12 protein-coding genes are annotated in these 14,298 nt (G+C 72.5%); 6 read left to right on the forward strand and 6 right to left on the reverse strand.

All coding sequences use genetic code 11. The annotated features are described in order from the left end of the window. Window positions 1–27 precede the first annotated feature (27 nt). Entirely contained in the window at window positions 28–3,141 is a 3,114-nt protein-coding gene (locus OP04_RS20020; RefSeq protein ID WP_157240070.1) for a S8 family serine peptidase, read from the forward strand. Window positions 3,142–3,161: 20 nt separating this feature from the next. On the opposite strand, the gene OP04_RS48545 is transcribed toward OP04_RS20020, so the two are convergent. Together OP04_RS48545 and OP04_RS20030 are read right to left on the reverse strand one after the other, a co-directional pair. Continuing rightward, window positions 3,162–3,374, reverse strand: coding sequence for an NADAR family protein (locus tag OP04_RS48545; protein ID WP_051798367.1), 213 nt, complete (start codon window positions 3,372–3,374; stop codon window positions 3,162–3,164). 40 nt (window positions 3,375–3,414) lie between these two features. Continuing rightward, the gene (locus OP04_RS20030; RefSeq protein WP_157240073.1) at window positions 3,415–4,080 is read right to left on the reverse strand and encodes a Pr6Pr family membrane protein; all 666 of its coding nucleotides are present in this window, start codon (window positions 4,078–4,080) and stop codon (window positions 3,415–3,417) included. A gap of 80 nt (window positions 4,081–4,160) precedes the next feature. On the opposite strand from OP04_RS20030, the gene OP04_RS20035 reads away from it, so the two are divergent. After that, the gene (locus tag OP04_RS20035; RefSeq protein WP_033341269.1) at window positions 4,161–4,796 is read left to right on the forward strand and encodes a hypothetical protein; all 636 of its coding nucleotides are present in this window, start codon (window positions 4,161–4,163) and stop codon (window positions 4,794–4,796) included. A 157-nt stretch (window positions 4,797–4,953) separates the two neighbouring features. On the opposite strand, the gene OP04_RS20040 is transcribed toward OP04_RS20035, so the two are convergent. Together OP04_RS20040 and OP04_RS20045 are read right to left on the reverse strand one after the other, a co-directional pair. Continuing rightward, window positions 4,954–6,681 carry an FUSC family protein gene (locus OP04_RS20040; RefSeq protein ID WP_051798370.1) on the reverse strand — a complete coding sequence of 576 codons (1,728 nt, stop codon included), beginning with the start codon at window positions 6,679–6,681 and terminating at the stop codon, window positions 4,954–4,956. Between the two features lie 47 nt (window positions 6,682–6,728). Then, window positions 6,729–7,133: a VOC family protein gene (locus OP04_RS20045; protein WP_033341270.1), complete on the reverse strand. Its 405-nt coding sequence runs from the start codon at window positions 7,131–7,133 to the stop codon at window positions 6,729–6,731. A 64-nt stretch (window positions 7,134–7,197) separates the two neighbouring features. On the opposite strand from OP04_RS20045, the gene OP04_RS20050 reads away from it, so the two are divergent. Next, window positions 7,198–7,905, forward strand: coding sequence for a methyltransferase domain-containing protein (locus tag OP04_RS20050; protein WP_051798372.1), 708 nt, complete (start codon window positions 7,198–7,200; stop codon window positions 7,903–7,905). Next, complete coding sequence (locus OP04_RS20055; protein WP_033341271.1) at window positions 7,902–9,053, forward strand: alkaline phosphatase family protein; 1,152 nt, start codon at window positions 7,902–7,904, stop codon at window positions 9,051–9,053. The genes OP04_RS20050 and OP04_RS20055 overlap by 4 nt, the downstream gene beginning before the upstream one ends. A 138-nt stretch (window positions 9,054–9,191) precedes the next feature. Here the strand turns inward: OP04_RS20055 and OP04_RS20060 are convergent, their stop codons facing one another. Together OP04_RS20060 and OP04_RS20065 are read right to left on the reverse strand one after the other, a co-directional pair. After that, entirely contained in the window at window positions 9,192–10,787 is a 1,596-nt protein-coding gene (locus OP04_RS20060; RefSeq protein ID WP_033341272.1) for an MDR family MFS transporter, read from the reverse strand. Beyond that, on the reverse strand, window positions 10,784–11,440 hold the full coding sequence (locus OP04_RS20065; protein ID WP_051798375.1) for a TetR/AcrR family transcriptional regulator: 657 nt from the start codon (window positions 11,438–11,440) through the stop codon (window positions 10,784–10,786). Before OP04_RS20065 ends, OP04_RS20060 begins: the two co-directional genes overlap by 4 nt. 147 nt (window positions 11,441–11,587) lie before the next feature. Between OP04_RS20065 and OP04_RS20070 the strand changes: the two genes are divergently transcribed. Together OP04_RS20070 and OP04_RS20075 are read left to right on the forward strand one after the other, a co-directional pair. Continuing rightward, complete coding sequence (locus OP04_RS20070) at window positions 11,588–12,841, forward strand: DNA polymerase IV (RefSeq protein WP_033341273.1); 1,254 nt, start codon at window positions 11,588–11,590, stop codon at window positions 12,839–12,841. Between the two features lie 124 nt (window positions 12,842–12,965). Beyond that, complete coding sequence (locus tag OP04_RS20075) at window positions 12,966–13,349, forward strand: DUF3040 domain-containing protein (RefSeq protein WP_033341274.1); 384 nt, start codon at window positions 12,966–12,968, stop codon at window positions 13,347–13,349. Window positions 13,350–14,298: the final 949 nt, after the last annotated feature.

A 14,298-nucleotide genomic window follows, 5' to 3' on the forward strand; every position in this document is an offset into this window, starting at 1 on the left:
CTACGAACTGGGACAGCGATGCTGTCCGTGACCACCGCGGTCGTCGCCATGCTTCCCGGCATGGCGGCGGCCGCGCCCGTCTCTCCGGCCGACCACAGAGTCCACAATGGCCGGACCGTCACGCTGATCACCGGCGACCGGATAACCGTGCACCGGGACAACGTGCTGGAGGTCCGGCGCGGTGCCGGGCGCGAGCACATCCGGTTCGCGACCGAGCGCCAGGACGGTCACGTCTCCGTCATCCCGTCCGACGCCGCGCCGCTGCTGCAGTCCGGCCGCGTCGATCCGCGCCTGTTCGACCTGACCACGCTGATCGAGTTCGGCTACGACGACAGCCGCGACGACCTGCCGCTGATCGTCTCCGGCGGCAATCTCCGCGCCACCCGCGCGCTGCCCGGCGGCCTGTCCGCCGTCCGCGCGGACCGCACCGGCACCACCTGGACCACGCTGACCGGCGCCGCGAACCGGCGCACCGCCGCCACGAAGATCTGGCTGGACGGTCTCCTGCAGCCCACGCTCGAGACCAGCGTGCCGCAGATCGGCGCGCCCGCGGCCTGGCAGGCCGGATTCAACGGCGCCGGCGCCACCGTGGCCGTGCTGGACACCGGCGTCGACGCCGCCCACCCGGACCTGGCCGGCCGCGTCGCCGCCGCGCAGAACTTCACCGAGGGCGAGGAGGACGACCGCGACCAGGTCGGCCACGGCACCCACGTCGCCTCCACCATCGCCGGGAAGCAGGGTGTGGCGCCGGGCGCGACGCTGCTCGCCGGCAAGGTCTGCGTCGTCTACGGCTGCGCCGAGTCCTGGATGCTGGCCGGTATGCAGTGGGCGGCCGAGCAGGGCGCGGACGTGGTCAACATGAGCATCGGCGGCCCCGACTCACCCGGGCTGGACCCGATGGAGGAGGCGGTCCAGTCGCTCACCGAGCAGTACGGCACGCTCTTCGTCATCGCGGCCGGCAACTCCGGCCAGCGCGGCGACCGCACGGTGGAGAGTCCGGGCAGCGCGGACGCGGCACTGACCGTCGGCGCCGTCGACAAGCAGGACAACCTGGCCGTGTTCTCCAGCCGCGGGCCGCGGATCGGCGACTCCGCGCTCAAGCCGGAGATCACCGCACCGGGCGTGGACATCTCCGCGGCCGAGGCCGGCACCACCGGGCACGTGACCATGTCCGGCACCTCGATGGCCACGCCGCACGTGGCCGGCGCGGCCGCGATCCTGGCGCAGCAGCACCCGGACTGGACCGCTGAGCTGCTCAAATCCACGCTGGTCGGGTCCGCTTCGCCTGGTTCGGAGATCCCCGTCACCGCGCAGGGCGCCGGCCGGGTGGACGTGGCGCGCGCGATCACCCAGACCGTGTCCGCATCGCCGGCCACGATCAGCTTCGGCCTGCAACTCTGGCCGCACGAGGACGACCCGGTGCTCACGCAGACCGTCACCTACCGCAACTCCGGCACGGCCGACGTCACGCTCGCGCTGAGCGCGCAGATCGTCTCGCTGTCCGCGCAGACCGTGACCGTGCCGGCCGGTGGCACCGCCGCCGTCACCGTCACGATGGACACCACCCGGCCGATGGCGGACGGCTTCCACACCGGCGTCGTCACCGCCACCGCCGGTGACCTCGTGGTCCGCACGCCGTTCGGCGTCGAGCGCGAGGTGGAGAGCTACGACGTCCCGCTCTCCGTGCTCGACCGCGCCGGGCAGGCCGCGGCGAACGGCAACGTCACGTTCGTGGACCTCGCACGCCGTACCGGCCGCCGTGTCTTCCTGCCCGCCACCGGGGTACGGCTGCCCAAGGGCGACTACGCGGTCACCGCGGTGATCAACGGCGAGGAGGACAGCACGTTCGCCGCGCACGCCCGGTTCGTCAACGACGGCGCCGGACGGCTCGACATCGACGCCCGGAACGGCCGCGACCTCGCGGTCACCGTGCCGAACCCGGAGGCCGAGGCCACGCTGGCCGAGGTCGGCGCGGAATGGCCGATCGGGTACGGCTCGTCCGTCGGCACCGAGGGCTTCGCGGGACTCTACAGCCTGAACCTCGCGCCGGACGTCAGCACCGACGGCTTCCAGGCGGTCGTGCACGCGAACTTCGCGAAACGGCACCCGGACGGCACGTTCACGGACAGCCCGTTCGCCTACGAGCTGCAGTACCTCACGCCCGGCACCATGATCACCGGCTACCGGCACACGGTGGCCGCGGGCGAGCTGGCCACGGTCACCGCCACGCACGGACGCCAGGGCACCGGCGCGAACGTCGGCGTCAAGGGCGCGGCACCCCGGCACCCCGCGGTCTCCGGCAGCTGGACGGCCAGCCAGGAGTACCGCACGCTGCCGTTCACCCGCACCGAGTACTACAACGCGGACCAGGGCGTGAAGTGGGGCTCTTACTTCCAGGAGGGGATCGTCGAGGACGGGTTCGCCATCCCGTACTACCTGCAGTACGGGCCGCCGGTCGCGTACCCGGTCGGCCGCACCACCGCCACCACGTTCAACAAGGCCGTGTTCGGGCCGTCGTTCCCGGACATGGGCTACCCCGAGGCCGGCCGCCAGGGCGACTCGATGTTCATCGCGCCGCCGCTCTACGGCGACGGCGAGGGCCGCGAGGGCTACTCCGCCGGCCGGACCGCGTCCGCGACCAGGCTCTACCGCAACGGTGAGCTGGTCGGCGAGATCCCGGACACCGGCGGCGAGTTCACCGTGCCGCCGGAGTCCGCCACGTACCGCGTGGAGATCACCAGCACGCTCGGCGAACCGAACCGGCTCACCACCTCACTGGCCGCGACCTGGACGTTCACGTCCGCGCACACGGACCCGGCCACGTTCGCCGCGCTGCCGATGTCCGCCGTGGTCTTCACACCACCCACGGACGACGCCAGCATCGCACCGAAGGGACGCGCTTTCTCCGTACCGCTGCGCGTCGACAAGCAGGAGAACTCCGCGGCGGCGGACAACCGCACGCTGACCGTCGAGGCCTCGTTCGACGACGGCAAGACCTGGACCCCCGCACCGGTACGCCACGGGGCTGCCCAGCTGCGGCATCCTTCCACGGCGGGCTTCGTCTCGCTGCGGGCTACGGCTGTGGACAAAGCGGGTAATACGGTCACGCAGACGCTGATCCGGGCGTACGAGATCGCTTAGGAACCGCGGTGGCGGGAGTTCTACGCTCCCGCCACCGCCCTCCGGACGTCCATCGCCTTGCGCCACATCATGTAGTGCTCGGCCGTCTCGTACCGCACGTCGTCCACGGTGAACGGCGACGGCGCCCACTGGCTCAGGCACTCGGCCCCGTCCCGGCGCGGCTGATGCCCCCAGAAGAAGACGTACCGCACCCGCTCCCCGGCCGCCGTACGCTTCACCAGCTCATCGATCATGCGATCGATTATCCGCGCGCCGTCGACCGGATTTCCGGGGTCAGCGTTTCGGCTTGCGGTGCACGAGCCGGTCCAGGCCGACAATGATCACGGCGAGCACGGCGAACTCGATCGCCAGAATGCCGAACTGTTGTGCCACCCATCCGTACCCGTTCTCCGTCGGGTCCAGAAAGAAGTACGGATACGGCACCGGATAGTCCGGATAGACGAACGCCCGGAATTCCGCGAAAGCGCCGTAACCCAGCGGGTACAGCAGCCAGAACGGCACGTTCGTCCACGGCACGACGCGGTGCGGGCGCACGGTCAGCCAGTCCACCAGCGCCAGGACCGGCACCACATAATGCAGGCAGAAGACGCACCATTCGTGGATCAGATCGCCGTCGCCGAAGAGCGGGGGCAGCGGATTCGCGCCGTTGTTGAGCAGGAAATGCGCTACCAGGCCGGTGATCGCGAGCCAGAACACGACGGCGCCGCGCAGCCTCGGCGACGGCGACATGACCTTCTTCGTGCCGATCATCCGCCAGATCGCCCACCCGAAGTAGGCCACCGCGATCAGATTGCTCTGCACCGTGTAATAGGTCAGTGAATTGTCCCTGAACGACAGGCCGAACGCCGCCGCCACGACGATCACCACACGCAGCCACAACTCGGGCCGCAACCAGATGGCCATTCCCGCCGCCCCTCCCCGGATCACGGTGCCCCGCACCCTAGATCACCTCGCGGGCGGCGGGCCACGGCGAGCGGTAACGATCACATAATGTCGGTCCCCGCTGTTACCGTCCGGCCATGAGCACGGGAGACGCGCACGGAGCTGCGCTGGTGGAGCGGGTCATCGAGTCGGTGCGGCCGGACCCGGGGCGGTCGATGCTGAGCTACCGCACGGTGCCGTGGGTCGAGGGCGGCACCCCCGCGCCGCGCCCGTCGGACGGCCTGACGTTCCCGTCCGGGCGCTCGCTCTCCCCGAGCCTGCGCGCCTGGCTGGCGTTCGACGGCAGCCTGTTCGACCGGCACGACTGGTTCCACGACGACGGCACGCTCGCCCCGCGCCCGCTGTCCGAGCTGGTCTCCGACGAGCTCGGCGAGCAGCCCTGGGGCGAGCTGTTCGCCCCGGTCGACGCCCGCTTCCCCGAGTGCTTCCTGCTCCCCGGCGGCTCCGACTCCCGCCGCGTCCTGGTCGTCTCCGAGCCCGACGCCGCCGGCGAATACCCCGTCCTCGCCATCGACGTCGACGACCTCCCCTGCGCCGCACTCATGTACCCCGGCTTCGACCTCTACCTCGCCGAAACCGCCGCGCTCATCCCACCCGCGCCCGGCGACGGCTACTCCGCCTGGCTCGCCGACCCCACCTACGGCCCCCGCATGCGCCACCACGCCAAGCACCTCTTCGCCGGCGCCACCGCCATCGAATACCCCTTCGACTAAACCCCCGAAAGCGCACAATTCAAAGCTGACCGGAAAGAAGCCCCCACCGCCGACCGAAGCCGAAGCGTTCTCACGCCCGCGAGGCGTCACCCGAAGGGGGCGTCAGTAAATACCGAAATGTCGGGCGCCGGGCGCGCGCTTCGATGTGAGGGGTGGGTCAGAGGCGGGCTGCGGCGGCGGTGAGGGCGTGGCGGGCGGATTGTTCGGTGCGGAGGACCATTTCGGCGTCGATGGGGGTGCGGCCGGGCTCGCCGGAGACGACGTCGTGGGCCTCGCGGACCGCGGACAGGAGCGTGGCGACACGGCGGGCGGCGGGGAACGGGTCGGCGGCGGGGTCGGCCAGCCGGTCGCGCAGGTCGAGGACCGCGGCGCGGCAGGCGGCGGTGACGAAGGCCAGGCGGCGGACGGCGGCGCGGTTGCGGACGAGCACGGCGCAGAGCAGGCCGATCAGGCAACCGAGCAGGGTCTGCAGCAGGCGGTCGCGGAGCAGGCCGGTCGCGGGCGCGGGACGGGCCAGCTCGCCGACCAGGATCGCGAGCGGCGTGACGGCCAGCATCGCGAGTCCGTAATTGCGCACCACCAGCAGTTCGGCCACGACCTGGAGCAGCACGATCGCGGCGACGAGCGCCCACTGGCCGGGGAGCAGCAGGATCGCGGCGGCGGCCAGGACGACGCCGAGCAGCGTGCCGACCGCACGTTGCACGGAGCGGTGAACGGCGCCGAGCAGGTTCGGCGTCTGGAGCACCGCGACCGCAGACACGGCGGCCCAGTAACCGTGCCCGAGCCCACCGGACGGACCGCCGGACAACCAGCCGGCGACCGCGCCCGCGATCAGCGCGCCCAGCGCCACGCGCGCCGCGACCGGGATCGCCGGGCCGCCCAGCCAGATCCCACGACCGCCGGCCGGATCCGGGCGGAGGAAGCGCGGGCGCTGGGCCAGTTCCGCGGCGAGGTGCCGGCCGGCGATCTCGGCGATCTCGGCGCGGCTGCGGCGTACCCGCGGAATCGGCCCTTGTCTTCCGGCCTGCGCGGCCAGCGCGCGTAGCTCGGCCCAGTCCACCGCGGGCTCGTCCGACGGCACGCCGGACCCGCCCGGTGCCCAGGCGGGCGCGCGGCGCGCGGCCTCGCCCTGCACGTGTACGGCGGCGAACGCGCTCTCCGCATGCGCGCACAACGCCTCCAGGTCCGCGATCAGCGCGCCACGCGGCCCGGACGGCGGACGGTCCGGCAGCGTGCGCCAGGCCCGTTCGACCGCGACGGCCGCCCGGTGCCGGAGCGTCAGGCCGGACGTGCCGGGTGCGACGTCCTCCAGGGCTGCGACCGCCCGCAGCGCGCGGGCCACGGCCAGGCGGCGCGGCGTGTCCCGGTCGACGGCCGCACCGGCCATCGCCACCAGCCACGCCCAGGCCGCGGCCGCGGCGGTCAGCGCCGCATTCCGGCCCACGGTGCCACCGTCGACCGGCAACATGCCGCCGTCGGCCGGGAGTGCACTGCTCACGGCCGCCGCGAACGCGAACATCAGCCCGGCCGGCGGCCCGACCCGGAACGCGGTGCAGAGCCACGTCGCGATGCCCCCGGCCAGCGCGACCACCACGATCGGCGCGACGCCCCCGAGCAACGCGGCCACGGTTCCGGCCGTGACGGCCGCGACCAGCCCGGCCGCCACCAGCGCGAGTTGCAGGGCACGTGGCCGGTAGAGCTCGTCCCGCGCGTAGAGCGCCGTGAACGACCCGCACGCGGCCGCCGCCGCCCAGACCGGCTTCCCGGCCGCGACCAGCACCGCCACCGGCACCGCGACCGCCAGCCCGGCCCGGAACGCGAACGCCCACGCGGCGTCGGCAGGCCGGAACCGGATCGCGTCCCGCAGCACCCCGCCGGCCGTCACGGCAGCTCCGGGCAGTTCGTCAACGGCATCGGGCCAGCGTAGTCAGGCTACGGGCCGAGCTCTTCGAAGAGGGTCAGCTGGAGGCCGGCCGGGGCGGTGAGGCGGGAGTTGAGCGAGTTCCAGGGCGTGACGGTGGGCGGGGCGATGACCTCGGCGCCCGCGTCGGACAGCGACGCGGTGGCGGCGGTCGCGTCGGTGACCTCGAAGGCGACGCGCAGGTGGCCGGCCACTCGGTGGCCCACCTCGACGTCGTCGATGTAGGCGGCGTGCCCGGGGTCGGCGATCTCCAGCGTGGCGCGGCCGGCGTCGAGGATGGTGACGTGGCCGTCGGGGGAGGAGAAGGCGGCCTGCTCGGGGAGGCCGAGCACGTCGCGGTAGAAACGGAGCGCCTCCTGGTAGTCCTCCGCGGTGACGACGAGGCGCAGCTGGCGTACGGGCCGTTGGTCGGTCATCCGATCACCCTATTCGTACCTTAGGCTCGTCCAGGTGGAGCGCACACCGACCCTGGGACCGCCGATGACCCCTCGCACCGCCGCCGTCTGGGAGGCGCTGCGCCGTGAGCTGCGGCGGGCCGGCGACCGCGAGCTGACCGTGCTCGACGTGGGCGGCGGGACCGGCGGGTTCGCCGTGCCGCTGGCCGAGCTGGGGCACCGGGTCACGGTGGTGGACGCGAGCCCGGACGCGCTGGCCACGCTGGTCCGCCGGGCCACGGACGCCGGCGTGGCGGACCGGGTCCGTGCGGTGCAGGGTGACGGCGACGCGCTGGCCACGCTGATCGATGACGAGGCCGCCGACCTGGTGCTCTGCCACGCGGTGCTGGAGGTCGTGGACCGTCCGGCCGACGTGGTGGCCGCGGTCGCGGCGGCGCTGCGGCCGGGCGGGGCGGTGAGCCTGCTGGTGGCGGGCCGGGCCGCGGCCGTGCTGGGCCGCGCGATCAACGGCAATCTGGCCGCGGCCGCGCGTCTGCTCGCCGATCAGGACGGGTGCGCGGGGCCGCGGGACACGTCGCGCCGCCGCTACGACACCGCGAGCGCGACCGCGTTGCTGGAGGCCGCGGGCCTGACCGTGGAGCAGATCCACGGCGTGCGGGTCTTCGCCGACCTGCTGCCGGCCGCGGTCGCGGAGGCCGATCCGCAGGCGCTGCTGGAGCTGGAACTGGCCGCTGCCGCGCATCCGCCGTACCGGGACCTGGCCGCCCAGCTGCACCTGTTCGCGCGCAAATGAGCGTGGTGCGCCCGGCTTACGGCCGGGCCAGCCTCGCCGACGTGCTGCCGTCCGCGCTCGCGGTCCTGGGCGTCGCCGGCTCCCCGGACCCGCTCGCTCTCACAAAAGCATTGCCGGGGGTACGCCGTATCGCCGTCCTCCTGGTCGACGGCTTCGGGACCTACCAGCTCCCGGCCGCGTCCGCGATCGGCGGCACCATCGCCGACCTGAGCGCCGGTCGCCTCGGTTCTCACACGCAGCTGACCTCGGGTTTCCCGTCGACGACGCCGGTCAGCCTGGTCACGCTCGGCACCGGCGCGCCGCCCGGCGAGCACGGCGTGCTGGGCATCGCGCTGCACGTACCCGGGACGGATCGTGTTTTTGATCTTCTGCACTGGGGCGACGATCCGGATCCGGCCGCCTGGCAGCCGGTGCCCACCCAGCTGGAACGCGCGGCCACGGCCGGGGTGCGGGTGACGCTGGTGACCCGGCCGGAGTTCGACGGCAGCGGCCTGACCACGGCCGCGAACCGGGGTGGTGCGTTCCGCGGCGCCTCGGACGTGGACGAACTCGTCACCGAGATCCTCGGCGCGCTGTCCGGGGACGAGACGCCGGTGCTGGTCTCCGCCTACTACCGGGAGATGGACAAGGCCGGTCACCTGTACGGCCTCAGGTCGCCGGAGTGGGCCGAGACGGCCGCGGACGTGGACGCGCTGATCACCCGCCTGGCCGACGGACTGCCCGACGACGCCGCGCTGCTGGTCACGGCGGACCACGGCCAGATCGACGTGCCCTGGGACCGGCGGTACGACCTGGACACCGACCCGCGCCTGTCCGCCGGCGTGCGTCTCGTGGCCGGCGAGCCGCGCGTGCGCTACCTGCACGTGGAGCCCGGCGCGGAGGACGACGTGATCGCGGCCTGGCGTGCGGTGCTCGGCGCGGACGCGGAGGTGGTCTCGCGGGCCGAGGCGGTCGCGGGCGGCTGGTTCGGCCCGGTCGCGGAGGGGAACCTGGCGAGGATCGGCGACGTGGTCGTCACCATGCGGGACGTGGCCGTGACGATGGCTTCCGAGCACGACCCGCCGGTCGTGTCGACGCTGATCGCCTTCCACGGCGCGAACACGGCCGCCGAGATGTCGATCCCGCTGTTCGTCGTGCGTAAGCCTTAGCGGGTTTGCCGGACCACGGCGGATCAGGAGCCCGCGGGAGCAACGCTGCTGGACCACGCTGGAAGCGGGAAAATCTGCTTTGTCGTCATGCGGGTCGGGGCCGGGCGAATCGCCCGGCCCCGGCTTCTGTCAGAAACGTCAGTGCATGATCGGCGGCGTCTTGGCCTCCTCGGCCAGCCGCTCCAGACCGCTGGTGGTCTTGAGCGGGACCTCCTTGATGAACACCACCGCGAGCAGCGTCAGCACCGCGAACGGGACCGCGACCAGGAACAGGTCGCCGATCGCGTCGCCGTAGGCGTTCTGGATGATGCCGACCAGTTCGGGCGGCAGCGTGGAGATGTCCGGCACCGTGCCCTCGGCGGCGCCTCCGGTCGCGCCGGCCGCGGCCGGGCCGAGCGAGTCCTCGATGTTCGAGGTGACGCGGCTGGCCAGGATCGCGCCGAGCACGCTTACGCCGACCGAGCCGCCGAGGCTGCGGAAGAACGAGATGACCGAGGTCGCGGCGCCGAGCTCGTGGGCGGGCACGTCGTTCTGCGCGGCGAGCACCAGGTTCTGCATGAGCAGGCCGACGCCGACGCCGAGCACGGCCATCTGCGCGCCGAGCACCCACAGGCTGGTGTCCGCGCCGATCGTGCTGAGCAGGCCGAGCCCGGCGATCATGATGACGCCGCCGGCGACCAGGAACGCCTTCCACCGGCCGGTCTTCGTGATCATCGCGCCCGCGACCGTGGACGAGACCATCAGACCGAAGATCATCGGCAGGCTGAGCAGGCCGGCCTCGGTCGGCGACTTGCCGAGTGAGAGCTGGAAGTACTGCGACAGGAAGACCGTGCTGCCGAACATCGCGACGCCGACCAGCAGGCTGGCGACCACGCTGAGGCTGACCGTGCGCGACCGGAAGATCTCCAGCGGGATGATCGGCTCCTCGACGCGGGACTCGACCACCAGCGCGAGCGCGATCAGCACCAGGCCGCCGGCGACCAGGCCCGCGGTCCACGCGGACAGCCACGCGAAGTTGTTGCCGGCCAGCGTGACCCAGATGAGCAGCGTGGACACGCCCGCCATGATCAGGAACGCGCCGAGGTAGTCGACCTTCACCTTGCGGCCGACCGTGGGCAGCGACAGCGTCTTCTGCAGCAGGGCGATCGCCAGCAGCGCGAACGGCACGCCGAAGAAGAACGTCCAGCGCCAGCCCAGCCAGTCCGTGTCGACCAGCAGGCCGCCGATCAGCGGGCCGGCGACGGTGCCGGTGGCGAAGACCGCGCCGAAGATGCCGGAGTACCGGCCCAGCTCACGCGGCGGGATGATCGCGGCCATCACGACCTGGACCAGCGCGGTGAGGCCGCCGGCGCCGATGCCCTGCACGACGCGGCTGGCGATCAGCACCTCGGGGTTCGGCGCGAAGCCGGCGATCAGCGAGCCCACCACGAACAGGCTCAGCGAGAGCTGGATCAGCAGCTTCTGGTTGTAGAGGTCGGCGAGCTTGCCCCAGAGCGGGACGGTCGCGGTCATCGCGAGCAGCTCGGCCGTGACCACCCAGGTGTAGGTCGACTGGCTTCCGTTGAGGTCCGCGATCACCCGGGGCAGCGCGTTGGCCACCACCGTGGAGGCGAGGATCGAGACGAAGATGCCCATCATCAGGCCGGTGAGAGCCTCGTTGATCTGGCGTTTCGTCATGCGTGGGGCAGCCGCGCCGCCGGTCTTGGCTACCGGCTCGGGTGGGGCGGTGGTCATGAATTCTCCAACTTCGGCAATGAATGGCAGACCGCGGCGTCGAGGTCCGCGATGGTGAGGGGTGGTTCGGTGATCGGCGTGTGACCGGCCGCGCGCAGCCCGTCCAGCGTGATCCGCAGCTGGCGCCGCCAGAGACCGGGCCGGGCGTCCTCGGTGAGCTCGACGATCTTGCCGATCGACATCATGGTCAGCGCGATGTCCGCCTCGCCGACGTCCGGCCGCAGCTCACCGGCCCGGTGCGCGCGGTCGAGCAGCAGGTTGACCACCTCGCTCATCCGGGACCGGCACTCGTCCAGCAGCGACGTGGAGGCCAGCACCCGGAACACGCCGTCCATCAGCGCGCGGTCCGCGATCTGCCGGGCCAGCGCGGTCTCCAGGAACGTCTCCAGCCCGGCCCACGGCGCGCTCTCCTGGGCCGCCTGCAGCGCCTCGTCCATCCAGGCGTCTATGTCCCGCTTGATCACGGCGCCGAGCAGGTGGTCCTTGGTGGCGAAGTGCCGGTAGAGCGTGCCCATCCCGACGCCGGCCGCACGGGCGATCTTCCGCACGTCGACGTTCGCGCCGCGCTCGGCGAACGCCGTGGTGGCCGCCTGCAGGATCTGCTCGCGGTTGCGGACGGCGTCGCGGCGGAGCGGCTTTGCGGGAGCGGTCACCCCGCCACGGTAGCGATTTAACGGAGCACATGCTCCGTATTTTTCAGTGAACCGGAGCACATGCTCCGTTAAAAAACTTGGGAGCAGCGATTCATTCCGGTTAGGGGTGGGCGGTCGGGGCGGCAGCGGGGGGCTAGCGTGTCGCCCATGGGGCGAAGTCAGGCGGTCGGTCGCGGCGGCGACCCGCGTTTCGGGGCGGACGCGGACGACACCGGCTGCCCGATGCTGCACGTGGACATGGACGCGTTCTACCCGTCCGTCGAGATCCGCCGCCGGCCCGCGCTGCGCGGCCAGCCCGTGATCGTCGGCGGGCTCGGCAACCGCGGCGTGGTCAGCTCCGCCAGTTACGAGGCCCGCGCGTTCGGCGTGCGCAGCGCCATGCCGATGACCCGGGCCCGCGCGCTCTGCCCGCACGCGGTCTACCTGTCACCCGACTTCGAGGCCTACACGGCGGCGTCGCGCGCGGTCATGCAGATCCTGCGCGACACCACCCCGCTGGTCGAGCCGCTCTCGCTCGACGAGGCGTTCCTCGACGTCAGCGGCGCCCGGCGGCTGCTCGGCCGCCCGGCCGAGATCGCCGCGCAGATCCGCGCCCGGGTCGCCGGCGAGCTCGGCCTGACCTGCACGGTCGGCGTCGCCCCGACGAAGTTCCTGGCCAAGCTCGGCTCCACCCGCGGCAAGCCGGACGGCCTGATGGTCATCCCGGCCGCCCAGGTGCTCGACTTCCTGCACCCGCTGCCGGTCGCGGCGCTCTGGGGCGTGGGGGAGCGGTCCGCCGAGTCGCTGCAGCGCATCGGCCTGCGCACGGTCGGCGACCTGGCCCAGGCGCCTATCTCGCTGCTGCGCACCGCCGTGGGCGAGGCCGCGGCCGCACACCTGCACGAGCTGTCCTGGGGGCGCGACCCGCGCGGCGTCCAGCCCGAGCACGTGGACAAGTCGATCGGCGCGGAAGTGACCTTCGACACCGATCTCGGCGACCCGGGGGAGATCCGCAAGACGATCCTGGCGCTCTCCGGCAAGGTCGCGGCCCGGCTGCGCGCGGCCGGGCACGCGGGCCGGACCATCTCCATCAAGATCCGCCGGGCCGACTTCCAGACGCTCAACCGGTCCCGCACGCTGGGCTCGCCGACCGACGTCGCCCGGGAGATCTTCGATACCGCCTGGGCGCTTTACGCAGCTATGCCGCATACCGGCCCGCTCCGCCTGGTCGGCGTGCGGGTCGAGGGCCTGGTCGACGGCGCGACCGCGGCCCGGCAGCCGGAGCTGGGCGCGCCCCAGCACGGCTGGCGCGAGGCGGAGACCGTCATCGATGCGGTGGCGGCCCGGTTCGGCGGCGCGGTGATCCGCCCGGCGAGCCTTCTCGGCGGTGGCGACCAGGCTCGCACCGAAAATCCAACCTGACCGTGGGTCGTCCCGCTTTCCGCATCGCAAGAGCCCTCGTAGACTGGCGGGTAAGCAGCCCTGCCGGGCTGCCACGGTCTGTCGGCCCACCCCGGGCCGGCACAGCTGACCGGGGAGGAGTGCCGTGCCGCTCTCGGAGCACGAGCAGCGGCTGTTCGATCAGATCGAGCGGTCGCTTGCCGAGGACCCGAAATTCGCCTCGGCTGTGCGCGCCAGCGATCCGCGCTTTCACGCGCGGCGTCGTCTGATCATCGCAGCCGTCGCGATCATCGCCGGGCTCGCTTTGCTTGTCTATGGTGCGGTGAGCAAGACTCCGCTGCTCGGCGTGGCCGGCTTCGTGGTCATGCTCGGCGCCGCGGCGTTCGCGATGACGTCTTACCGCAAGTCCCAATCGCCGGATCTGCACGTGGTTGGCGGCACCGCCAGCCGGCGCACCCGGCAACGACGCCTGTCGTTCATCGACCGGCTCGAGGAGCGCTGGCGTCAGCGCCCCGAGGGTCATCGCTGAATTGGTTCCGCGCTGAGCGGTGCGAATCGCGCAGGCGGGCGGACGACGCGTGGCTGGGCCGGTGCGAACCGGCCCAGACGCCTGTTGGTCCGGATTGCGACCGTCCGGGGGCCGGGCGGTCCTTTTGTGTGCCTTGATCCTGGCGGGTGGAGGGTTTGGCGCTGGGGCGATTTGGCATCAGGGGTCCGGATTGGGTGTCGACGGGCCGTTGCCGGCAACGTCGTCGGCCTGGGTTCTCGGGCGCGTTGGTGCGTCGTGGGGTGAGTGGCTTTTAGGTTTGGCTGTCGGGCGCTGACGCGCCCGATATTTCGTGTTATTGGTTGCGTTGGGTGGGCTGGTCGCGTTTCTGCCTCCGGCGGGCCTCCGGCGGGAGCGTTCCGGCTCCGAAGTCCGGTCGGCGTCGAGGACCGGACTGGCTGCGATCAAGCGGGCACGCTGTGCCCGAAATTTCGTGAAATAGCTGCCTGGAGACCCAACATATTCTCGCCTCGGCGCCGGAAGCTGACCGGGAAATAGGCCCCGCTGCGAACCAGGGCCGAAGGATTTTTGCGCCCGCGAGGCGTCACCCGACGGTGCCAGATGGACTCAGTAGACCGCAGCCCAGCCCCGCACCTCAGCCCCGTGCTGCAGCTCCGGGCTCCGGCCCCGCGGCCCGGCCCCGCGGCCCGGCCCCGCGGCCCGGCCCCGCGGCCCGGCCCCGCGGCCCGGCCCCGCGGCCCGGCCCTGGAGCCCGGTTCCGCAGCCCGGTTCCGCAGTCAGGCCCCGCAGTAAGGCCCTGGAGCCTGGTCCGGCGGGGCCGGCTCCGCAGCCCGGTGCTGCAGGCCCGAAATTTCGGGAAATAGTGCGTTGGGGGGTGCCTTGGTGGAGGAGTTGGCGGGTGATGGGGGCGTGCCGGCTGTGAGGCGTGCGGTGGGGACGTCGGGTGGGGGTGGGGCGGGTGGGGGGGGGG

Origin of the sequence: Catenuloplanes japonicus (assembly GCF_000717135.1) — a bacterium.
GTDB classification, from domain to species: Bacteria; Actinomycetota; Actinomycetes; order Mycobacteriales; family Micromonosporaceae; genus Catenuloplanes; species Catenuloplanes japonicus.